Origin of the sequence: Salmonella sp. A29-2, from assembly GCF_020150755.1 — a bacterium.
Taxonomy (GTDB): Bacteria; Pseudomonadota; Gammaproteobacteria; order Enterobacterales; family Enterobacteriaceae; genus Salmonella; species Salmonella enterica.
This window is the reverse complement of sequence record NZ_CP083731.1, coordinates 4228829-4250547: the sequence shown is the minus strand read 5'-3', so window position 1 is coordinate 4250547 and position 21719 is coordinate 4228829. Positions and strand designations below refer to the sequence as shown.

The following is a 21719-nucleotide window of genomic DNA, read 5'->3' as shown; positions in this document are numbered from 1 at the left end:
ACGTTTAATGAAAACCGGCTCGTAGCAGTGAGCCGATAAGTTCAGGGCTAGTATAGCGTAAGCTACTGTAAAGTCGCCAGAGGGTTCATTTTCAACTCCGACAAGTTCCCCCTACGCCAGCGTCGTCACGCGTCAGGCGGCAGGCAAACGCCGATCCCGCCAATCCCGCAGTAACCGTATGGATTTTTGTGCAGATACTGTTGGTGTTCATCTTCGGCGTAGTAAAACGGCGTCGCATGGGCGATTTCCGTGGTAATAGGGCGATGGTCTCCGGCGGCGGCCATTGCCGACTGAAAGCGCTCGCGACTGGCGTGAGCGGCGGCATTCTGTTCCGGCGTTAAGGGATAAATTGCAGAACGGTATTGCGTACCGTGATCGTTACCCTGTTGCATCCCCTGCGTCGGATCGTGATTTTCCCAGAAGGTCTGTAAAAGCTGCTCATAACGGATAACGGCAGGATCGTACACTATCCGTACCGCTTCGGTATGACCGGTCTGCCCGGAGCAGACTTCCCGGTAGGTTGGATTAGGCGTGTAACCGCCTGCATACCCTGCCGCGGTGCTATATACGCCGGGCAATTGCCAGAATAAACGTTCTACGCCCCAGAAACAGCCCATAGCGAAGTAGGCGATCTCCATCCCGGCAGGGACATTGGTCATAGAGTGTTCATTTACCGCATGCAGAGTGGCGATCGGCATCGGGGTGTTGCGTCCTGGTAACGCATCTGCTTGAGTAACCAGATGTTTTTTATCAAATAAACTCATGAGCTATTCTCCCGAAAGCGTTAATTGGCGTTAAGGTTGTAACGAGACGCATCTTTGCACACAATAACAACATTAATGTATCTGGATTTAACCATAAGAAATATTTGGGCAGTCGTCTGCTTTTCAATCGCAATTGTTGATTTTATGTTAAGCCGCGGAGCGGTAGTGTGATTTTTTCCAGGGGTGGGAATAGGGGATATTCAGGAGAAAATGTGCCACATATCCGTCAGTTATGTTGGGTTAGCTTACTGTGCCTGAGCAGTTCTGCGGTAGCCGCAAATGTTCGTCTGAAAGTCGAAGGGCTATCCGGAGAGCTGGAAAAAAACGTTCGCGCACAGCTCTCTACGATTCAGAGCGATGAGGTGACGCCGGATCGGCGCTTTCGCGCCCGAGTTGATGATGCGATTCGCGAAGGGCTTAAAGCGTTAGGCTATTACGAACCCACTATCAAATTCGACTTGCTTCCACCGCCTGCGAAAGGACGGCAGGTATTAATCGCCAGGGTTACGCCCGGCCAGCCGGTGTTGATTGGCGGTACAGAAGTCATTTTACGCGGCGGCGCGCGCACGGACAAAGATTATCTGGCCTTACTGAAAACGCGTCCGGCAATCGGCACGGTGCTGAACCAGGGAGACTATGACAATTTTAAAAAGTCGTTAACCAGCGTGTCGCTACGTAAAGGCTATTTCGACAGCGAATTCATTAAAAGTCAGTTGGGAATTGCTCTGGGCCGTCATCAGGCGTTTTGGGATATTGATTATGATAGCGGTGAGCGCTATCGCTTCGGGCCTGTCACCTTCGAAGGTTCGCAGATTCGTGATGAATATTTACAAAATCTGTTGCCGTTTAAAGAGGGTGATGAGTACGAATCGAAAGATTTGGCGGAACTAAACCGCCGACTTTCCGCTACCGGATGGTTTAATTCTGTTGTGGTGGCGCCGGAATTTGAGAAGTCGCGTAAAACAAAAATTCTGCCGTTAAAAGGCGTGGTATCGCCGCGAACCGAAAACACGATTGAAACCGGGGTGGGGTACTCCACCGACGTCGGGCCGCGCGTGAAAGCGTCGTGGAAAAAACCGTGGATGAACTCCTACGGTCATAGCCTGACCACCAGCACCAGTATTTCTGCGCCGGAACAGGTGCTGGATTTTAGTTATAAAATGCCGCTGCTGAAAAACCCGCTGGAGCAATACTATCTGGTACAGGGCGGTTTTAAACGTACCGATTTGAATGATACGGAGCAGGACTCGACCACGCTTGCCGTTTCGCGTTACTGGGACCTTTCCAGCGGTTGGCAGCGGGCGATTAACCTGCGCTGGAGTTTCGACCACTTTACCCAGGGGAACGTCACCAACACCACCATGCTGTTCTACCCGGGCGTGATGATCAGTCGAACCCGCTCGCGAGGGGGACTGATGCCAACCTGGGGCGATTCGCAGCGCTATTCAGTAGACTATTCGAATACGGCCTGGGGCTCCGACGTGGATTTCTCCGTGCTGCAGGCGCAAAACGTCTGGATTCGGACTTTGTACGATCGCCACCGTTTTGTGATGCGCGCCAATTTGGGCTGGATAGAAACCGGTGATTTCGACAAAGTTCCGCCGGATTTACGTTTCTTCGCCGGGGGCGACCGCAGTATTCGCGGCTATAAATACAAATCTATTTCGCCTAAAGATAGCGACGGCAATCTTAAAGGCGCCTCAAAACTGGCAACCGGATCGCTGGAGTACCAGTATAACGTCACCGGCAAATGGTGGGGGGCGGTGTTTGTCGATAGCGGCGAGGCGGTGAGTGATATTCGCCGTAGCGATTTCAAAACCGGGACCGGGGTCGGCGTGCGCTGGGCGTCGCCGGTTGGGCCTGTCAAACTCGATTTTGCCGTACCGGTCGGCGACAAAGACGAACACGGTTTACAGTTTTATATCGGTCTGGGGCCTGAATTATGAGTTTATGGAAGAAAATAAGCCTCGGCGTGTTGATTTTCATTGTGGTGTTACTGGCGAGCGTTGCGTTTCTGGTCGGGACGACGACGGGGCTGCATCTGGTATTCAGTGCGGCGAACCGCTGGGTGCCGGGGCTGGAGATTGGGCAGGTCACCGGCGGCTGGCGGGACTTATCGTTAAAAAATATCCGCTATGAGCAGCCGGGCGTTGCGGTGAATGCGGGCGAAATTCATCTGGGCGTCGGGCTTGATTGCCTGTGGCGCAGTAGCCTGTGCGTCAATGATCTGGCGTTAAAAGACATTAATGTCGCTATCGACAGCAAAAAAATGCCGCCTTCCGAACCGGCGCAAGAAGAGGAAGAAAGCGGACCGCTGAACCTCTCCACCCCCTGGCCCATCACGCTGTCGCGCGTGGCGCTGAATAATATCAATATCAAGATTGATGACACTACCGTTTCGGTGTTGGATTTTACCTCCGGGCTGGCATGGCAGGAGAAAAACCTGACCCTGAAACCGACGCGGCTTCAGGGATTGCTGATCGCGCTGCCGAAGGTCGCTGACGTGGCGCAGGAAGAGGTGGTTGAACCCAAAATCGAGAAACCTCAACCGGATGAAAAGCCGCTTGGCGAAACGCTAAAAGATCTGTTTGCAAAACCGGTAATGCCGGAGATGACTGATGTTCACCTGCCGCTCAATCTGAATATCGAGTCATTTCGCGGCGAGCAGCTACGCATCACCGGCGATACCGATCTGACGGTGCGCACGATGCTGCTTAAAGTCAGCAGTATCGACGGTAATATGAAGCTGGATACTCTGGATATCGACGCCAACCAGGGCACGGTGAAGGCCTCCGGTACGGCGCAGCTCGCCAATAACTGGCCGGTTGATATTACGCTCAACAGTACGCTGAATATCGATCCGCTAAAGGGTGAAAAGATAAAACTCAAGGTCGGCGGCGCGTTACGCGAACAACTGGAGGTCGGGGTGAACCTTTCCGGGCCGATGGATGTCGCGCTTCGCGCCCAGACGCGGCTGGCGGAGGCCGGTTTACCGCTCAATCTTGAAGTCGTCAGCCAACGCATTGCCTGGCCATTGACGGGTGATACCCAGTTTCAGGCTGACGATCTGAAGCTCAAACTGAGCGGTAAGATGACCGACTATACGTTGTCGATGCGAACCGCCGTGAAAGGACAAGATATTCCGCAGGCGACCATCACGCTGGATGCCAAAGGGAATGAGCGGCAGATTAATCTCGATAAACTCACCGTCGCCGCTCTGGAGGGAAAAACCGAACTGAAAGCGCTGGTGGACTGGCAGCAGGCGATTAGCTGGCGTGGCGAACTGACGCTGAATGGCATCAATACCGCTAAAGAGATCCCGGACTGGCCCGCGAAGCTTAACGGCGTCATGAAAACCAAAGGCAGCCTCTACGGCGGCACCTGGCAGATGGATGTCCCGGAGCTCAAGCTGACCGGCAATGTGAAGCAGAACAGCGTTAACGTCAACGGGACGCTAAAGGGCAACAGCTACATGCAGTGGACGATCCCGGGGCTGCACCTTGCGCTGGGCCCAAACAGCGCCGATATAAAAGGCGAGCTTGGCGTTAAGGAGCTGAATCTTGACGCCGCCATCGATGCGCCGGGGCTGGATAATGCGCTGCCAGGACTGGGCGGCATGGCAAAAGGAATCGTTAAAGTCCGCGGTACGGTAGAAGCGCCGCAGCTGTTGGCGGATATCACCGCCCGCGGTCTGCGCTGGCAGGAGCTGTCTGTCGCCCAGGCGCGCATTGAAGGCGATATTAAATCCACCGATCAGATAGCGGGCCATCTCAACGTTCGCGTAGAGCGGATTTCGCAGCCCGACGTTAACATCAATCTGGTGACGCTTGACGCCAAAGGCAGCGAGAAGCAGCATCAGCTACAGCTCCGTGTTCAGGGAGAACCGGTATCCGGTCAACTCTCCCTGACAGGCAGTTTTGATCGCGAGGCGGCGCGCTGGAAAGGGACGTTAAGCGACACCCGTTTCCAGACGCCGGTGGGGCCATGGTCGTTGACCCGCGCGATTGCGCTGGACTACCGTAATAAAGAACAGAAAATCAGTATCGGGCCGCATTGTTGGCTGAACCCGAACGCCGAGCTGTGCGTACCGCAAACCATTGATGCGGGCGCCGCAGGACGGGCGGTGGTCAATCTCAACCGCTTTGATCTGGCGATGCTGAAGCCATTTATGCCTGATACCACTCAGGCCAGCGGGGTCTTTAGCGGGAAAGCGGACGTGTCGTGGGATACCACCCAGGAGGGATTGCCGCAGGGGAAGGTCACGCTTTCCGGTCGTAACGTGAAGGTCACGCAGACCGTCAATGACGCGCCGTTACCGGTCGCGTTTGAGACGCTGAACCTCAGCGCCGAACTGCATAATAATCGCGCCGAGCTGGGATGGCTGATTCGCCTGACGAACAATGGTCAATTCGATGGCCAGGTGCAGGTAACCGATCCTCAGGGGCGGCGCAATCTCGGCGGTAACGTCAACATGCGCAATCTCAATCTGGCGATGGTCAACCCTGTCTTTTCGCGCGGCGAAAAAGCGGCGGGAATGTTAAACGCCAGGCTACGTCTGGGCGGCGATGTGCAAAGCCCGCAGTTGTTTGGTCAGTTGCAGCTTAGCGCGCTGGATATTGACGGTAATTTTATGCCGTTTGAGATGCAGCCGAGCCAGCTCACCATGAACTTTAGCGGTACGCGTTCGACGCTCGCCGGTATCGTGCGAACACAACAAGGGCAAATTAACCTGAACGGTAACGCCGACTGGAGCCAGATTGACAACTGGCGCGCGCGGGTGACGGCGAAAGGCAGCCGGGTGCGGATTACCGTTCCGCCGATGGTGCGCCTGGATGTCTCGCCGGATGTGGTCTTTGACGCGACGCCTTCGCTGTTCACGTTGGATGGGCGTGTGGACGTTCCGTGGGCGCGAATTGTGGTGCACGACCTGCCGGAGAGCGCGGTCGGCGTCTCCAGCGATGTGGTTATGCTCAACAATGACCTGCAACCAGAAACGCCGCAGACAGCGTCTATTCCCATCAACAGTAATCTGACGGTCCACGTCGGCAACAACGTGCGCATCGACGCCTTCGGGCTTAAAGCGCGTTTGACCGGCGATTTGAAAGTCGCGCAGGATAAGCAGGGGCTGGGGCTGAATGGTCAAATCAATATTCCTGACGGCCGATTCCGCGCCTACGGCCAGGACCTGCTTGTCCGTAAAGGCGAGCTGCTGTTCTCCGGCCCGCCGGATCAGCCGCTGCTCAATATCGAAGCGATCCGTAACCCTGACGCCACCGAAGACGATGTCATTGCGGGCGTGCGCGTCACAGGCACTGCTGATGAACCCAAAGCGGAAATCTTCTCCGATCCGGCGATGCCGCAGGCTGAAGCGCTTTCTTATCTGCTGCGTGGGCAGGGGTTGGACAGCAATCAGAGTGATAGCGCAGCAATGACCTCCATGCTTATTGGCCTGGGGGTTGCGCAAAGTGGTCAGGTTGTGGGTAAAATCGGAGAGACATTCGGTGTAAGTAATCTGGCGCTGGACACGCAAGGGGTGGGCGATTCGTCCCAGGTTGTGGTCAGCGGCTATGTACTGCCGGGTCTACAGGTGAAGTATGGTGTAGGGATATTTGACTCTCTGGCGACGCTCACGTTACGTTATCGCCTGATGCCTAAGCTATATCTGGAAGCAGTGTCTGGCGTAGATCAGGCACTTGATTTGCTCTATCAGTTTGAGTTTTAGCAATGCGAATATTTGTCTATGGCAGTTTACGACAGAAACAAGGCAACAGTCACTGGATGACCAATGCCCAATTGCTTGGCGATTACCGTATCGATAACTACCAGTTGTATAGTCTGGGCCACTATCCAGGCGCAGTTCCGGGAAACGGAGCGGTATACGGTGAAGTTTATCGAATTGATAACGCCACGCTGGCCGAACTTGATGCTTTGCGCACCAGGGGCGGTGAATACGCACGCCAGTTAATCCAGACGCCTTACGGCAGCGCATGGATGTATGTATATCAACGTCCTGTTGATGGGTTAACTCTGATTGAAAGCGGTGACTGGTTAGACAGAAACCAGCCCTGAACTGAACACGCCACCCTCGGGTGGCGTTGTTTTTTACATTCTGGCTGATGGCGCTAGCGCCGGGCATGGTGAGCTCTTATTCTGCCGTAGATCAATAATGACGCGCCTCCCAGGATAACAATGCATCCGAGAACCATAAATCCCTGCATATAGCTGCCGGTTGTCCGGTAAAAATAGCCGACCATTAGGCCTGCCAGCGTACCGCCGCCGCCGGCGCCGATGCCATTAATAATACCGGAGGCTGGGCCAATCGCATGGGGTTTAACGTTCGACTGGATAATCGACCAGATATTGGGGGTAAAGCTGGCGGCATAATAACCCATCGCCAGGGTAATGAGCGTGATTTTAAAGCCCGGCGCATCGACAAATGGCAGGAGAAATAACATCACGCCGGGGATTAGTAGGCCCAGTGAAGCAATAAGTACACGCTTTTGTGTCTTATCACTGATCCATGAGATAGGGATTGCCAGTATAACCGCAGTCAGATAAGGCAGAGAACTGACCAATGCTTTACTGAATCCGGTATAGCCGAGAGAATTGACAACCATGGGGATCCATAACGTAATTCCCCAGAACAACATCCCTTGAGTGATGTAGGTAAAAATAAGGAGTAGGAAGGGGGTTCCGCCCAGCGATTCCAGGGTAAGTTTAGTTTTCTCTGTTGGCGCCGGCGCACGATAATAAGGCGCTTCTTCCTGTTTTTTCAGCATTGTTATATAAAGTGGAACCACAACAACAATGCCGATCACACCAGTGATAATAAAAACATTTCGCCAACCGAAGGCAGCATCCAGCGGGGACAAAATCATAAATCCCAGGCCTAATGCCAGGAACTGTCCATAATACTGGATAATGCTGTTCGCCTGCGTCCGTTCTTTGTCTGAAAACCAGTCGCTGGCGAAGCGGGACTGCTGCGGCCAATAAATGCCTTCGGTAATGCCAAGCACCAGCCGACAAATCAAAATAACGTACACTGACGAGGTAAATCCGACAAAAACGGTCGCAATCGACCAGATTAGCACCATCAGAATGACTATTTTTTTCGGATCGTATCGCTGGGTAAATACGCCGCCAAAAATATTTGAAAAGGCATAGCCAATAAGAAATATGGTTAATACAATGCTGGCCGTTGCGCCATCAATATTCAGGTCGTGTGTAATCGTAGGTAACGTAACGGAAAGATTAGAACGGTCAAGATAAGCAACAAAAAGGCCGAACATTAATGTTGCGCCGATCCGTAGCCATTTTTGCATTGAGGTCATTTTTCAACTCCGTTTGGCCGCGCGCCAAAATCAATTTGACGAAATAATATCTCACCGGATTTTATGGTCATTTGTGGTACCAGCACATGCGTCCCCGTGAGCGTTTCACCATGAATATCGGCAAATTCAACATGCCTGTTTTTTAATTTAAAGATGGCGATATCGGCAAATGCCCCAGGGGCCAGCGTACCAATTTCTGCTGCCATGCCCAATAAAACTGCTGGGGTATGGGTACAGGCGTTAATGACATCGGTAAGCGCGACGCCGAGTGCTAAATATTTCGATAAAATCCATGGTAAGGCGTAAACAGGCCAGGCGAGTTTAGTGATGGTTGAGAGATCGCTACTGATGATATCCGGAAGAAAGCCATTGGCGATGGCTCGGCGTGCCGTGTTCATTGAAAAATGGCTGCGACCATTGGCGGCATCAAATATAACGCCTCTTTCCCTTGCCTGACGGACTTCGGCTAAGACAGCGCCTTCATCAGTAAGAATGGTGCTACCTTTGCCGTGAAACGCATGAGCGATAATATCGCCGCGGCGTAGCAAGGAGACAAGTTCTTTCATGGGAACGACGGGATGAGTCGAGTGTATTGCCACGGGGCACCTTAAATCGTTGGCAATACGAAGGGATTCAGTCAGCGGTTTTAATCCATATTCAGCAATGTCCTCAGTCTGAACCTTGAGTTTTAATCCCTGAAGAACGTTGCGATACTGGCGAAACAGCGCGTGGATCTTATTTTCATCAATATTGTCAGGATCATAATTTTCTTGTGACCAGGTTTGGCCCGGCGGCGACACGGTCAGAAACGCTTTGATTCGAACTTTGCTGGCGCAAATCACCGTTCGGTAGAAGGCATCAAAGTTTGCCGTACCGGCAGAACCTGCATCCACGACGGTGGTGACGCCATTCGGCGGCATGTACATATCAGGCCTGACGCCACCTTCCGTCGCGTCATAAAAAACATGCGCGTGATAATCGATAAGACCGGGAGTGACGATCATACCGTCGGCATGGATAATCTGGGTCTCCGAAGTTACAGGATATTTATCGGCATCAACGATAATATCGTTAATGATGCGTAAATTGTTAATCTCATTAATATTACGAGCGGGATCGATGATATGTCCACCGGTAATTAATATATCATTTTTCATCATAATCTCTTAAAATAGTAAATAATTATGGCAGCCCTTAAAAATATATTAAAAAGTGTGTTTTGAGCGGATATTATGTTGGATTAAAAATACGGTTATTGGTATGGAGAGCTTAGGATACCTTATTAAAAAGGTAATCGGGCCTATGCACTAAATAAGAATTTGGCGCTTGCTAATATTTAGGGCGTAAGTCCAGAGGAGTCTGCGGGCATTCACAAAACAATTATTATCTTAAGCTTTTTAGAGAAAATGTGAGCGTATTCAACCCTTTTTAATAAAAAATAAGGTAAAGTCTTATTCATTCCGTGAATGTTAAACTAATAATGATAAAAATTGTGTTCTATTCATTAGCCAATAAAAAGGCCCTCATTACTATGAGAGCCTTTATCTTGACGATTATGTAAAAGCGAACTTATTTCTTCGCTGCGCGCTCGAAGGAGGCAACGATTTCCGCTTTAGCCGCTTCGGCGTTGTCCCAACCGTCAACTTTCACCCATTTGCCTTTTTCGAGATCTTTATAATGCTCGAAGAAATGAGTGATCTGCGCTTTCAGCAGTTCCGGCAGATCGTTCACATCTTTAATGTGATCGTACTCTTTGCTCAGTTTGGTGTGCGGTACGGCAACCAGTTTCGCATCTTCACCGGATTCGTCGGTCATTTTCAGTACGCCAACCGGACGGCAACGGATGACGGCGCCTGGCTGCAGCGGGTACGGCGTCGGGACCAGAACGTCTACCGGGTCGCCGTCCAGAGACAGGGTATGGTTGATGTAACCGTAGTTGCACGGATAGAACATCGCGGTGGACATGAAGCGGTCAACGAACAGCGCGCCGCTCTCTTTGTCAACTTCGTATTTGATCGGATCTGCGTTAGCCGGGATCTCGATAACGACGTAGATATCTTCCGGCAGTTCTTTACCCGCCGGGACGTTGAGTAAGCTCATGTCTGTTTCCTTTGAATTTATGACAAACAAGTGGCGAGTATTATAGCCAACTCACGCCGAAAGTCTTCGCTTGTTTTCGTTTCCGCCTCATCTGGCGCGTCGTTGCGGAGCATGAACGCCAAAGGTTAAGAACCGGAAAAATCACGGGCCTGATAAGGCAACGCCGCCATCGGACATGTTATTGCCCAATGGCGGCTTCATGCGTTATTCCGCATGGTGGTAAAGATTACGCGTCCGGGTATTCGCGGATAAAGCGTTCCACATCGTCAACCATATGGCGGTTGCCGACGAAGAACGAGCGGCGCTGGTGCAGGCTTTCCGGAATGATATCCAGAATACGTTCTTTACCATCGCTTGCTTTGCCGCCGGCCTGTTCCGCGAGGAACGCCATCGGATTGCACTCATACAGCAGACGCAGTTTCCCCTGCGGATGGCTGGCGGTGCTGGGGTAGAGATAGATGCCGCCTTTCAGCAGGTTGCGGTGGAAATCGGCCACCAGAGAGCCAATGTAACGTGAGGTATAAGGGCGACTTGTTGAACTATCCTCTTCCTGGCAGAATTTGATGTACTTCTTCACGCCATTCGGGAATTTAATGTAGTTGCCTTCGTTAATGGAGTAGGTTTTACCCTTTTCCGGGAAACGCATACGTTCCTGGCACAGACAGAACACGCCCAACGACGGATCGTAGGTGAAAGCGTGTACGCCGCAGCCGGTGGTGTAAACCAGCATGGTGGACGAGCCATACACGACATATCCCGCAGCGACCTGTTTGTTGCCGGGTTGCAGGAAATCTTCTTCGGTGACCGGCGTGCCGACGGGCGTCACGCGGCGATAAATCGAGAAAATCGTACCGACAGAGACGTTAACGTCGATGTTAGAAGAGCCATCCAGAGGGTCCATCAGCACCACATATTTCGCGTGTTCGCAGCCTTCAAAGACGACGATTTCGTCCTCTTCTTCCGATGCGATGCCCGCTACAATATCGCGCGCTTTTAGTGCAGCTTTCAGTTTCTCGTTCGCGAACAGATCGAGTTTCTGCTGAACCTCGCCCTGTACGTTCTCAGCACCGCTGGCACCCAGGATATCGACCAGACCGGCCTTGTTGATATCGCGGTGGATGATCTTGGCGCCCAATTTTATTGCCGACAGCAAAGCAGTGAGCTCACCGGTAGCCTGAGAGAACTCGTGCTGCTTTTCGACAATAAATTCACCTAACGTTTTCATAACACTTTCCCTGCAATTGATTGGAGTAAAGCGACCGTAACAATCTTAACAAACATTTCAGATGATGCGCTCAGGTGAATCGCGCCAGCAAAGTACAGATTTACCTGAAATGCGTTTCTCACTTGCCAGACATGTGCGTAAAATGGCTCGCAGATAAAAAAAGGATAGTGACGTATGCGCATTCATATTTTGGGAATTTGTGGCACTTTCATGGGGGGGCTGGCGATGCTGGCTCGCTCGCTTGGTCATGAAGTAACGGGTTCGGACGCCAATGTGTATCCGCCGATGAGTACCTTACTTGAGAAGCAAGGCATTGATCTGATCCAGGGTTATGACGCCAGCCAGCTCGATCCGCAGCCGGATCTGGTGATTATCGGCAATGCGATGACGCGCGGGAATCCGTGCGTGGAAGCGGTGCTGGAAAAAAACATTCCCTTTATGTCTGGTCCACAGTGGCTGCACGACTTTGTGTTGCGCGACCGCTGGGTACTGGCGGTCGCCGGTACCCACGGCAAAACCACGACCGCAGGCATGGCGACCTGGATACTGGAAGCGTGCGGGTACAAACCGGGCTTTGTGATTGGCGGCGTACCGGGCAACTTTGAGGTTTCCGCGCGCCTGGGCGAGAGCCCGTTCTTTGTTATCGAAGCGGATGAGTACGACTGCGCGTTCTTTGATAAACGTTCTAAATTTGTGCATTACTGCCCGCGGACGCTGATCCTCAACAACCTTGAGTTTGATCATGCCGACATCTTCGACGATCTGAAAGCGATCCAGAAGCAGTTCCACCATCTGGTGCGCATCGTGCCGGGGCAGGGGCGCATCATCTGGCCGGAAAACGACATCAACCTGAAACAGACCATGGCGCTGGGCTGCTGGAGCGAGCAGGAGCTGGTGGGCGAGCAGGGACACTGGCAGGCGAAGAAGCTGACTACGGATGCTTCCGAGTGGGAAGTGTGGCTGGACGGCGAAAAAGTCGGCGATGTGAAATGGGGCCTGGTCGGCGAGCACAATATGCATAATGGGCTGATGGCGATTGCCGCCGCGCGCCACGTGGGCGTCGCGCCCGCAGAAGCGGCCAGCGCGCTGGGGTCATTTATTAACGCCCGCCGCCGTCTGGAACTGCGCGGCGAAGCGAACGGCGTGACGGTGTATGACGATTTTGCTCACCATCCGACGGCAATTCTGGCCACGCTGGCGGCGCTGCGCGGTAAAGTGGGCGGCACCGCGCGCATTATCGCAGTGCTGGAGCCGCGTTCTAACACGATGAAGATGGGGTTATGCAAGGATGACCTGGCACCGTCGTTAGGGCGTGCGGATGAAGTGTTCCTGCTGCAGCCGCCGCATATTCCGTGGCAGGTTTCAGAAGTGGCGGACGCCTGCGTACAGCCTGCTCACTGGAGTGGCGATGTCGATACGCTGGCGGAAATGGTGGTGAAAACCGCACAGCCTGGCGATCACATCCTGGTGATGAGCAACGGCGGTTTCGGCGGCATCCATCAGAAATTGCTGGATGGGCTGGCGAAAAAAGCTCAGAACGTAACAGCGTATTAAATGACTATGCGGTCAGCCAGCCTTGTGGCTGGCTGTTTTATATGGGGCATCTTGCCATCGAAAGCGCATTCCGCTCGCCGGGAGACGTTAAAGCAATACTGAAAAATCATTTGCCGCTCAGTATTGAAAAAGAGTAGACGCATATCCTTAAAGTAATCAGTGTAATACACTAAGAGTGTTCCGCCGGTTGCCGTATGCGGGACGAAAAGAGCCAGTTCGCAATAACAGATGAAGGTTTCGTGATTTATAAACGTCATCTTCTGCCTTTCAACGTTTGCGATGCCGCCTGGCTGCGGGCATCGTCCAGTCATAACAATGCTGATCCTGTCGCATTTATGCGGTCAGATTCAGATTGCTCAGAACCCAGCCCGCCAGCAAATTCTGTACTGAAGGTAACCACAGCGCAATTTGAATGTTGTTAACTGTATGTTCAGTTCATTTGTGCTAATATTGTTATTTACGAAATTTTCGTTCTATTAGAGTATCATGCATGTCTAAACATCAAACTCAACTTTCCTTACTGCAGGATGATATCCGCAGTCGCTATGACAGCCTTAGCAAACGTCTTAAACAAGTTGCTCAGTATATTCTGGATAACAGTAATAGCGTTGCTTTTGACACGGTCGCTTCCATCGCGCAACATGCCGATGTTCCCCCTTCGACACTGATTCGTTTTGCTAATGCGTTTGGTTTTAGCGGATTTAATGAAATGAAACAGGTATTTCGCCAGCACCTGATGGAGGAAACAGTAAGCTATACCGAGCGGGCGCGTCTGTTCAGACAGAAAAATGCGGATGAAGGGGAACCTACCCCGGAAAAGCCGGGTGAAATTCTGAAGCTATTTTCAATGGTGAATGCACAGGTATTACAACAATTACCGGTGCAGATTAAAAATGAGCAGTTGGATGCGGCGGTCAATCTGTTAGCGAAAGCCGACAATATTTATGTGATTGGATTACGTCGTTCGTTTAGCGTGGCCAGTTATTTAACCTACGCATTGCGTCATCTGGAGAGACGGGCATTTTTAATTGACGGTATTGGCGGAATGTTCTCTGAACAGCTAAGTATGGTCAGCCCCGACGATGTCGTTATTGCCATCAGCTACTCGCCTTACGCGCAGGAAGTGGTGGAATTAGTCGAGCTTGGCGCGAAACGCGGTGCGCACCATATTGCGATAACCGATAGCCAGGTCAGCCCGCTGGCAGCGTTCAGTGAAGTCTGTTTTGTGGTACGTGAAGCGCAGGTCGATGGTTTCCGTTCTCAGGTCGCGTCCATGTGTCTGGCGCAAACGTTAGCGGTTTCACTGGCGCTGGCGACGGAGTAAAAAAACAAGCCGATGATCGTATTTAGCGATCATCGGCATTGTGGTGAAACTTAATCAGAATAACGTTCGGTTTGAATTGGCTGCAGTTTTTTTCTGCGTTTTGCTAACACTACGCTCTCCATTTTCTCCAGCGAAATGCCTTTTGTTTCCGGCAGGTAACGGCAGATAAAGAAGTAACTGAAGATGCAGCAGATGGCAAATATCCACATTGGAAATGCGCCGTGGAAATGCGAAAGTAAATACGGGTTTTCATTAATCATCGGGAAGAATTGCGAAACTAAAAAGTTTGCCATCCACATAAATCCGACCGAAATACTCATTCCCTGCGACCTCATCCGGTTAGGGAATATTTCAGAAATAAGCACCCATGCGCCCACGCCCCAGGAAAGCGCGTAGAAAATCATAAAGAACAGCATACCAAATAGCGCGAAATAACCGGTTGCCTGGCTGTACAGCGCCCATGAAGTGAGCAACAAGCCGATGATGCTGCCGATAGTGCCTTTACGCATCAGCGACAAACGCCCCATCTTATCCATGATCATTGCGCCAATAATGGAACCGATAAGCTGAATCACGCCGATCCAGATTGTCTGGAACAGGGCCTCCTGGGCGCTACCGGTCACATCCTTAAGGACGATTGGCGCGTAATACATCATGACGTTAACCCCTGTTACCTGTTGCAGCATAGCGATCATGCAGCCCAGGATCAGGATGAAACGCACGTTCCCGTCGCGGTAATTGAGTTTTTGATGGGCGTTTAGTTGGTCATTTTGCAGTGAGGTTTTTATATCGGCAAGAAGATGTCTGGCATGTTCTTCGTTGGATATTTTGGTCAGTATTTTTAGCGTCTCCTCCTCGCGACCAATCATCATCATCCAGCGGGGAGATTCCGGGATTAAAAAGACTAAAATACAGAACAAAATGCAGGGAATAATGCCCGCAGCAAACATATAGCGCCAGCCAAGTTCAATGAGCCAGGTATCCGCTGCAATCGATGCTATTTTGTAGTTAACGTAGAAGATCAGAATCTGACCGAAAACGATAGCGAACTGCTGCATACTTAATGCTCTGCCGCGCATGTTTTTCGGTGAGACTTCAGACATATACATCGGTGATACTGTTGCCGCCAGGCCGACTGCCAGTCCACCGATAATGCGATAAATCACAAAATGGGTGAACGTGTAGGAGAGGGAGGTGCCCACTGCGGAAATAGTGAATAACAGCGCTGAAACCATCAATGATTTCTTGCGTCCAAAACGTTTAGATAAATATCCGGCGCTAAACGAACCAATAACGCACCCCACCACAACGCAGGAAACCGCCCAGCCGGTCTCAGCAGGAGATAGATGAAAGTAGCTGGTCAGTGAACCAATCGCACCTGAAATAACAGCAGTATCGTAGCCAAATAATATTCCGCCCAGTGCGGCAATCGCGCAGATGCGTAATATGTAACCCGTATTATAACAACTATCTGATGTGGACATAGGTAGATTATCTCCAGAATAAACTTCATCTATCTGTTTGAATTTAGTGAACAAATAGACAAATTCATCTTATGTCGGTCATTGCCGTAGCTCTGCCGACGATCTTATAGCTATTGAGAACTCTCGTTTCACAACCTATGTTTTAATTTCAAAACGATCAATAATGAAACTTATGTTTTGTTATGGGTATCACATTTCGAATTTCATAATCCTGGCGTTTTTTATCGTTAAGATGCTGCGTTTTGCGCAGTGCTACCCTCTATCTTGGTGAATTTACTTGATTTTATTGCTTTCGTGACAGTGCCTGAGTTCAATTTGTCAGGGGCCTTACTTTTTGTTCTTTCCTGGAACATCTCCATTTCGTGATCTTTTGCATGGAATTTTTCTTCTAATGAATGCAAAAATAAAATGAAAAATTTCATTGGTGTGTTGTTTCCTCAACAGGCAAGGGAGGGATTATGTCTCAGAGAAGTAAGTACAATTCGGCCTATGTGTACGTCCTGTGTTGTATTGCGGCGCTGGCTGGATTGATGTTTGGTTATTCAACGGCGGTGATTACCGGGGTGGTATTGCCTTTACAGCAGTATTACCAACTGACGCCAACCGAGACCGGATGGGCCGTTTCCAGTATCGTGATTGGTTGTATCATCGGCGCGCTGGTCGGTGGAAAAATTGCCGATAAACTGGGGCGTAAACCTGCGCTTCTGATCATTGCGATCATTTTTATCGCTTCTTCCTTAGGGGCGGCGATGAGTGAATCGTTCATGATCTTCTCCCTTTCCCGCATTGTGTGTGGTTTTGCGGTTGGGATGGCCGGAACGGCATCCACCATGTATATGTCTGAACTGGCGCCTGCTGAAATTCGCGGCAAAGCGCTGGGCATTTACAATATCTCCGTGGTATCTGGCCAGGTTATCGTGTTTATAGTCAACTATCTGATAGCAAAAGGAATGCCTGCTGATGTGCTGGTTTCCCAGGGCTGGAAGACTATGCTTTTTGCCCAAGTGGTACCCTCCATTGCGATGTTAGCGATTACGCTTTTCCTACCCGAATCACCGGCATGGTGCGCCCGTAACAACCGCAGCGAAGCCCGTTCGATAAAGGTGCTTACCCGGATCTACAGTGGATTAACGGCCACAGATGTGGCCGCTATTTTTGACAGCATGAAAGAAACCGTACGTCCACAGGACAACGTCGCCGGGGGAGAACGCACCAACCTGAAAAGCTCGCCGGTGCTCCGCTATATTCTGTTGGTTGGATGCTGTATCGCCGTTTTGCAACAGTTCACAGGCGTTAACGTAATGAACTATTATGCGCCGCTGGTGTTGCAGAACAGCAGTACCGAAGTGGTTATGTTCCAGACCATTTTTATCGCGGTATGTAATGTGGTGGGCAGTTTTATCGGCATGATCCTGTTCGACCGCTATGGCCGTATACCGATTATGAAAATTGGTACCATCGGCTCAATTGTCGGCCTGTTGATCGCGTCATACGGTTTGTACACCCACGATACAGGCTACATTACCATCTTTGGCATCCTGTTTTTTATGCTGCTGTTTGCCGTCAGCTGGAGCGTTGGCGCATGGGTACTGATTTCTGAGGTTTTCCCTGAAAAGATAAAAGGTTTTGGGATGGGGCTGGCGGTGAGCCTGATGTGGATAGCCAACTTCCTCATCTCACTGTTGTTCCCGGTCATAAATGATAACGCCTGGCTGCAGGAGACCTTCGGCGGCGCTTTCTCGATGTGGATTTTTGTCGTCTTTAATTTGGTCTGCTATGTCTTTATTTCTCGTTATGTGCCGGAAACAAAAGGGGTGCCGCTAACAGAAATTGAACGGCTGGCCGAGAACAAGCTGCGTGAAATTCAGGGGAAACGTCGCGATGTAATAGCCTGATACCTCTCCAATATTAGCGGAGAATATCCAGAGATATTCTCCGCTGGTTACACAACCTTTACTCCCTCCAGCGAGTGCGCACAGGATATACCCTGTTGAAACCTCCCCAGTGTTTACCACCTCTACGTAACTAATTGATCTATAATAATATCGGCAAATAGGGTAAGTCTTCTTCTGCATCATCATTTTATTGCGTATTCCTGGTGGGGGCCGTGCCGTAAATACGCTATATACAAAACAGGGAAATAATTTAAGAGAAGGCGGATAGCGATCTTATGAGCGTGTGTGGCGCAGAGTTGAATAAAAAAGCCAGCCGCAGAGGACGGCTGGCAAAGTACCACTCAACGAAGTGTTATCGCGGGTAGTCTGGTGAGTTAATCCACGCGTGGTTCTCTTCCCAGGTGAAACGCCATTTTCGTAGCGGGCCGGCCATCACGTTCAGATAGTAGTTATCGTAACCCGCGATGGTGGCAACCGGGTGGTAGCCCTTAGGTACTTTCACTACATCCCGGTTATAGACCGCCATACATTCATCCAGGCTGCGATCGTCGGTGTAGACGCGCTGTAAGCAGAATCCCTGAGGTGGATTGAAACGGTGATAGTACGTCTCTTCCAGATAGGTCTCCTGACCTTCAACTGCCGTATCGTGCTTGTGCGCGGGCCAGGAGCTGGTATCGCCTTCATTAGTGTACACTTCAACGACTAGCAGGCTGTCGGCGAGCTGGCTATCAGGAAGGATGTTATGCACCAGGCGCTGATTGCGCCCTTTTCCCCGATGCTCTACCCCGACCTCTTGTGGCGAGATCAGACGTACCGGAAGCTCTCCGAATCCCGGCGCGCTGCATACGGCCAGCTCAAGGTCGGTTTCGGCTGTCACTTTCGCCTCCGTATGATGGGGGAGGTAAACCGAATAAGCCGGAATGCGTTCAAACGGACTCATGCGCTGACCAATCCGATAGAAAAAACTGTCGGCGGCCTTAACGCTGGCCAGCCCGGCAACCAGCACCAGACAGCGTTCACGCTCATCGGACGGCAGGGTTATCGACTCTCCAGCCTTCAACTGCCAGACATCAAAACCGACATACTCCCAGCCTGCATTTTGAGGGGAAATGTGTTGGATATTTCCCGACTCAGAGGTACAGGTACTCAGCAAGTTGGCCATAATCTTCTCCTTCCTGAAAGCGTATTAACCGAGAGTCGGCATACTGAACTCCGATACGATCTGCTGTCCGTTCGGCCAACGCGAGGTAACGGTTTTCATCCGGGTATAGAAGCGCACGCCATCCGGCCCATGGACGTTCAGGGCGCCAAACACCGAGCGCTTCCAGCCGCCAAAAGAGTGAAATGCCATCGGAACCGGAACTGGAATATTAATACCGACCATCCCGGCTTCAACCGACTGGGCGAATTCGCGCGCATAATGACCGTTGGTGGTGAAAATCACGCTGCCGTTGCCGAATTCATGGGAGTTTACCGTGCTAATGGCGGTGGCATAATCCGGGACGCGCACAATTCCGAGAACCGGGCCAAAAATTTCTTCACGCCAGATGGTCATCTCAGGCGTGACGTTATCAAACAGAGTGCCGCCGACATAAAAGCCTTCAGGATATCCCGCCACGCTATAGTTGCGGCCATCCATGACCAGAGTTGCTCCCTCGCTAACTCCTTTGTCGATGTAACCCAACACTTTCTGTTGATGAGCACGTGAAACAACCGGGCCCATTTCATTTTCATCTTTGCCGCGCAGCTCTCCCGGGCCGATACGTAGCGCCGCAATCAGTGGTTTCAGGCGTTCGATCAGACGGTCCGCCGTTTCATCTCCCACCGCGACCACTACCGGCAGCGCCATACAGCGTTCGCCCGCGGAACCAAATGCTCCGCCCATAATGGCGTTGACGGTGGCGTCCAGATCTGCATCCGGCATGACGATTGCGTGATTTTTGGCGGCCCCGAAGGCCTGTACGCGTTTGCCATGGGCGCTGGCGGTGGTATAGATATGTTCCGCGACGGCGGAGGAACCGACAAAGCTGACGGCCTGTACGCGAGGGTCGCTGGTCAACAGGCTAGCCGCCTCATTGCCACAGTGAACAACGTTAAACACGCCGTCCGGCAGGCCAGCCTCCTGCAGAAGCTGCGCCATACGTAACGATGCGGACGGCACCAGTGCGGGCGGCTTCAGGACGAAGGTATTGCCGCAAGCCAGAGCAACCGGGAACATCCACATAGGCACCATTGCCGGGAAGTTAAACGGTGTGATGCCTGCCACAACCCCAAGCGGCTGCATTAATGAAAAGCTGTCAACGCCTGAGCCGACGTTAAAGGAGTACTCTCCTTTGCTGAGGTGCGGGATCCCGCAGGCAAATTCGACAACCTCTATGCCGCGCGTCAGTTCGCCAAGCGCATCTGACCAGACCTTGCCATGCTCGCTGACGATCAGCGCCGCCAGTTCGTCCCGATGCTTTTCCAGTAATACTTTGAATTCAAAAAGGATACGTGCCCGGCGTAGCGGAGTCATTTTACTCCATGCCGGAAAAGCCTCATGTGCGCTTTGAATTGCCGCCAGCATCTCCTCTCGGGTGCTCTGGGTGACCTGACGAATTACTTTACCGGTGGCCGGATTAGTCACCGGTAGCGTCTCGCCGCTGCTGCTCAGTGTCGTTTTACCATGAATAAAATTGCCGACTGTTTCCATCTCTTTTTTATCCTCTTAAACCGATGTTGACGACGTTCTGACTGAGCGGTCACAGGAAAGCCTGGTTATCTTCAGCCTAAAACGCATACCGTATTCAATGTAAATTTTAGGATTAAAAATTTCAAATTTATTTTTATGAAATTTTATTTTGAAAATTTGACGACTGATTTTTATACGAGGTTATGTGCAGTAAGAAACCAAAATTCTAATTAACTTATTGATTTTTATTGTTTTTATTTGTTGTGGTATCAATAGTTGTCTGTTGTGACGAGGAAAGATTTGGAAAAAATTATGATCTATATAGCATTTTTGTTTCATTTGGTGTGGTATAAAAATTCAAATTTCAGGGGTGTTTCGGCACCACAGTTTCGGATATTGGAGGGTAAATCATGCGCTTGTGCTTCTGTCCTTCAGAACGAGAGAATAAGGCTCAGCCCCAGTTGGCGTATGTGAGTCAGGTCAGTGAGAGCAATGGTCCGTTTGTCCGGTTCATGCATATGCACCCACAGACCGTTGAACTGATTCTTATCACCGAAGGAGACGGGGAGTATTTCATTGGCGATCGCATCTACCCGGTTCGTAAAGGCGACCTGGTCATTTATAACAGCCAGGTGGTGCATGATGAGTATCTGGAAAGCGGGCGACCAATTGGCACTATTTGTTGTGGGATTAACAATATTTCGTGTCCGGGTCTACGTGAGAATGCGCTAATACCGGATGATATTGTGCCGGTTATTCCACTGTATCACCATTATGCGACGGTGGAAAAACTGATGAGCTCCGTGTTTACCGTTATTAATCAGCATGCGGTAGAAGGGCCAGCAATGGCGCAGCTATTGACCCAGGTAGTACTCAAATACATTGAGGGAAATGTCTTATTACGCACAGGTAACGATGCCATACAGCGCCATGAAAATTTACTTGATTCAATAAAATCCTATATTGATCGCAATTTCTATGAGCCAATTCGGCTGGATACGCTGGCGACGAAATTTAATGTCAGTCCTTATTATGTTTCCCATGAATTTAAACGCCGCTATGGTTATTCACCGATGGATTACCTGATAAAACGTAGGCTGGGGGAGGCGCAATCGTTACTAACCACGGATGAAGGCGGGCGCGAAAAGATCACCTCTATTGCTTATCGTGTTGGCTTTAGCAACCTTAGTCATTTTCAGAATTACTTCAAAAATAAAGTAGGGAAAACGCCCGGTCAATATCGCAAGGACTATCGTAAAGCTAATTATTTATTATTTGAATATTAATGCTTGCTAAAATTTAATCGTCATGAGAATGGTCGCAATACTGCGGCCATTTTTTATTTGTCGGTATATTTTATGCGTTTATCTA

16 protein-coding genes and 1 pseudogene are annotated in these 21719 nt (G+C 50.8%); 7 read left to right on the top strand and 10 right to left on the bottom strand.

What is annotated here, in order from left to right:
• Window positions 1-125: 125 nt before the first annotated feature.
• Window positions 126-764 carry a peptide-methionine (S)-S-oxide reductase MsrA gene (gene msrA, locus K8W53_RS20660; RefSeq protein WP_023224886.1) on the bottom strand — a complete coding sequence of 213 codons (639 nt, stop codon included), beginning with the start codon at window positions 762-764 and terminating at the stop codon, window positions 126-128.
• A gap of 212 nt (window positions 765-976) precedes the next feature.
• On the opposite strand from msrA, the gene tamA reads away from it, so the two are divergent.
• From tamA to K8W53_RS20645, 3 genes are read left to right on the top strand one after another with little or no spacing between them, the layout of a single operon-like run.
• A complete protein-coding gene (gene tamA, locus K8W53_RS20655; RefSeq protein WP_001120231.1) occupies window positions 977-2710 on the top strand; it encodes an autotransporter assembly complex protein TamA in 1734 nt (577 codons plus the stop codon).
• Window positions 2707-6486 carry an autotransporter assembly complex protein TamB gene (gene tamB / locus K8W53_RS20650; RefSeq protein ID WP_052939503.1) on the top strand — a complete coding sequence of 1260 codons (3780 nt, stop codon included), beginning with the start codon at window positions 2707-2709 and terminating at the stop codon, window positions 6484-6486. The genes tamA and tamB overlap by 4 nt, the downstream gene beginning before the upstream one ends.
• Before the next feature lie 2 nt (window positions 6487-6488).
• On the top strand, window positions 6489-6833 hold the full coding sequence (locus tag K8W53_RS20645; protein WP_001219167.1) for a gamma-glutamylcyclotransferase: 345 nt from the start codon (window positions 6489-6491) through the stop codon (window positions 6831-6833).
• Window positions 6834-6886: 53 nt separating this feature from the next.
• On the opposite strand, the gene K8W53_RS20640 is transcribed toward K8W53_RS20645, so the two are convergent.
• The 4 genes from K8W53_RS20640 to fbp form a co-directional block, all read right to left on the bottom strand.
• A complete protein-coding gene (locus K8W53_RS20640; protein WP_000203131.1) occupies window positions 6887-8095 on the bottom strand; it encodes an MFS transporter in 1209 nt (402 codons plus the stop codon).
• A complete protein-coding gene (locus K8W53_RS20635) occupies window positions 8092-9255 on the bottom strand; it encodes a metallo-dependent hydrolase (RefSeq protein WP_023181360.1) in 1164 nt (387 codons plus the stop codon). The genes K8W53_RS20640 and K8W53_RS20635 overlap by 4 nt, the downstream gene beginning before the upstream one ends.
• A 409-nt stretch (window positions 9256-9664) precedes the next feature.
• Window positions 9665-10195 (bottom strand): inorganic diphosphatase, encoded by a 531-nt coding sequence (ppa, locus tag K8W53_RS20630; RefSeq protein WP_000055079.1) that lies wholly within the window; start codon window positions 10193-10195, stop codon window positions 9665-9667.
• Window positions 10196-10421: 226 nt separating this feature from the next.
• Window positions 10422-11420 (bottom strand): class 1 fructose-bisphosphatase, encoded by a 999-nt coding sequence (gene fbp, locus K8W53_RS20625; protein ID WP_000853764.1) that lies wholly within the window; start codon window positions 11418-11420, stop codon window positions 10422-10424.
• A gap of 174 nt (window positions 11421-11594) precedes the next feature.
• Here fbp and mpl point away from each other — a divergent pair, with 174 nt between their 5' ends.
• The gene (gene mpl, locus K8W53_RS20620) at window positions 11595-12974 is read left to right on the top strand and encodes a UDP-N-acetylmuramate:L-alanyl-gamma-D-glutamyl-meso-diaminopimelate ligase (RefSeq protein ID WP_001219837.1); all 1380 of its coding nucleotides are present in this window, start codon (window positions 11595-11597) and stop codon (window positions 12972-12974) included.
• A gap of 490 nt (window positions 12975-13464) precedes the next feature.
• Window positions 13465-14298 carry a myo-inositol utilization transcriptional regulator IolR gene (gene iolR, locus K8W53_RS20615; RefSeq protein ID WP_000033840.1) on the top strand — a complete coding sequence of 278 codons (834 nt, stop codon included), beginning with the start codon at window positions 13465-13467 and terminating at the stop codon, window positions 14296-14298.
• Between the two features lie 50 nt (window positions 14299-14348).
• On the opposite strand, the gene iolT1 is transcribed toward iolR, so the two are convergent.
• Window positions 14349-15782, bottom strand: coding sequence for a myo-inositol import MFS transporter IolT1 (gene iolT1 / locus K8W53_RS20610; protein WP_000107709.1), 1434 nt, complete (start codon window positions 15780-15782; stop codon window positions 14349-14351).
• Window positions 15783-16009: 227 nt separating this feature from the next.
• Window positions 16010-16204 (bottom strand): hypothetical protein, encoded by a 195-nt coding sequence (locus K8W53_RS20605; RefSeq protein WP_023224155.1) that lies wholly within the window; start codon window positions 16202-16204, stop codon window positions 16010-16012.
• Between the two features lie 36 nt (window positions 16205-16240).
• Between K8W53_RS20605 and iolT2 the strand changes: the two genes are divergently transcribed.
• The gene (gene iolT2, locus K8W53_RS20600) at window positions 16241-17677 is read left to right on the top strand and encodes a myo-inositol import MFS transporter IolT2 (protein WP_000083108.1); all 1437 of its coding nucleotides are present in this window, start codon (window positions 16241-16243) and stop codon (window positions 17675-17677) included.
• Window positions 17678-18029: 352 nt separating this feature from the next.
• Here iolT2 and iolB read toward each other — a convergent pair whose 3' ends face one another.
• The 3 genes and pseudogenes from iolB to K8W53_RS20585 all read right to left on the bottom strand — a co-directional run bounded on the left by iolB (window position 18030) and on the right by K8W53_RS20585 (window position 20687).
• Complete coding sequence (gene iolB, locus K8W53_RS20595) at window positions 18030-18839, bottom strand: 5-deoxy-glucuronate isomerase (protein WP_000002010.1); 810 nt, start codon at window positions 18837-18839, stop codon at window positions 18030-18032.
• Between the two features lie 24 nt (window positions 18840-18863).
• A complete protein-coding gene (iolA, locus tag K8W53_RS20590; protein ID WP_000450729.1) occupies window positions 18864-20369 on the bottom strand; it encodes a malonate-semialdehyde dehydrogenase IolA in 1506 nt (501 codons plus the stop codon).
• A gap of 15 nt (window positions 20370-20384) precedes the next feature.
• Window positions 20385-20687: pseudogene (locus K8W53_RS20585) on the bottom strand (hypothetical protein).
• Between the two features lie 122 nt (window positions 20688-20809).
• Between K8W53_RS20585 and reiD the strand changes: the two are divergent.
• A complete protein-coding gene (gene reiD, locus K8W53_RS20580; RefSeq protein WP_000332219.1) occupies window positions 20810-21634 on the top strand; it encodes a myo-inositol utilization transcriptional regulator ReiD in 825 nt (274 codons plus the stop codon).
• Window positions 21635-21719 lie beyond the last annotated feature (85 nt).

Excerpts from the sequence above, each read along its gene's own strand:
- fbp (WP_000853764.1), bottom strand. The coding sequence starts at position 11,420 with ATGAAAACGTTAGGTGAATTTATTGTCGAAAAGCAGCACGAGTTCTCT.
- K8W53_RS20640 (WP_000203131.1), bottom strand. The coding sequence starts at position 8,095 with ATGACCTCAATGCAAAAATGGCTACGGATCGGCGCAACATTAATGTTC.
- K8W53_RS20635 (WP_023181360.1), bottom strand. The coding sequence starts at position 9,255 with ATGATGAAAAATGATATATTAATTACCGGTGGACATATCATCGATCCC.
- iolT2 (WP_000083108.1), top strand. The coding sequence starts at position 16,241 with ATGTCTCAGAGAAGTAAGTACAATTCGGCCTATGTGTACGTCCTGTGT.
- iolB (WP_000002010.1), bottom strand. The coding sequence starts at position 18,839 with ATGGCCAACTTGCTGAGTACCTGTACCTCTGAGTCGGGAAATATCCAA.
- tamB (WP_052939503.1), top strand. The coding sequence starts at position 2,707 with ATGAGTTTATGGAAGAAAATAAGCCTCGGCGTGTTGATTTTCATTGTG.
- mpl (WP_001219837.1), top strand. The coding sequence starts at position 11,595 with ATGCGCATTCATATTTTGGGAATTTGTGGCACTTTCATGGGGGGGCTG.
- iolT1 (WP_000107709.1), bottom strand. The coding sequence starts at position 15,782 with ATGTCCACATCAGATAGTTGTTATAATACGGGTTACATATTACGCATC.
- K8W53_RS20645 (WP_001219167.1), top strand. The coding sequence starts at position 6,489 with ATGCGAATATTTGTCTATGGCAGTTTACGACAGAAACAAGGCAACAGT.
- ppa (WP_000055079.1), bottom strand. The coding sequence starts at position 10,195 with ATGAGCTTACTCAACGTCCCGGCGGGTAAAGAACTGCCGGAAGATATC.
- K8W53_RS20605 (WP_023224155.1), bottom strand. The coding sequence starts at position 16,204 with ATGAAATTTTTCATTTTATTTTTGCATTCATTAGAAGAAAAATTCCAT.
- iolA (WP_000450729.1), bottom strand. The coding sequence starts at position 20,369 with ATGGAAACAGTCGGCAATTTTATTCATGGTAAAACGACACTGAGCAGC.
- iolR (WP_000033840.1), top strand. The coding sequence starts at position 13,465 with ATGTCTAAACATCAAACTCAACTTTCCTTACTGCAGGATGATATCCGC.
- msrA (WP_023224886.1), bottom strand. The coding sequence starts at position 764 with ATGAGTTTATTTGATAAAAAACATCTGGTTACTCAAGCAGATGCGTTA.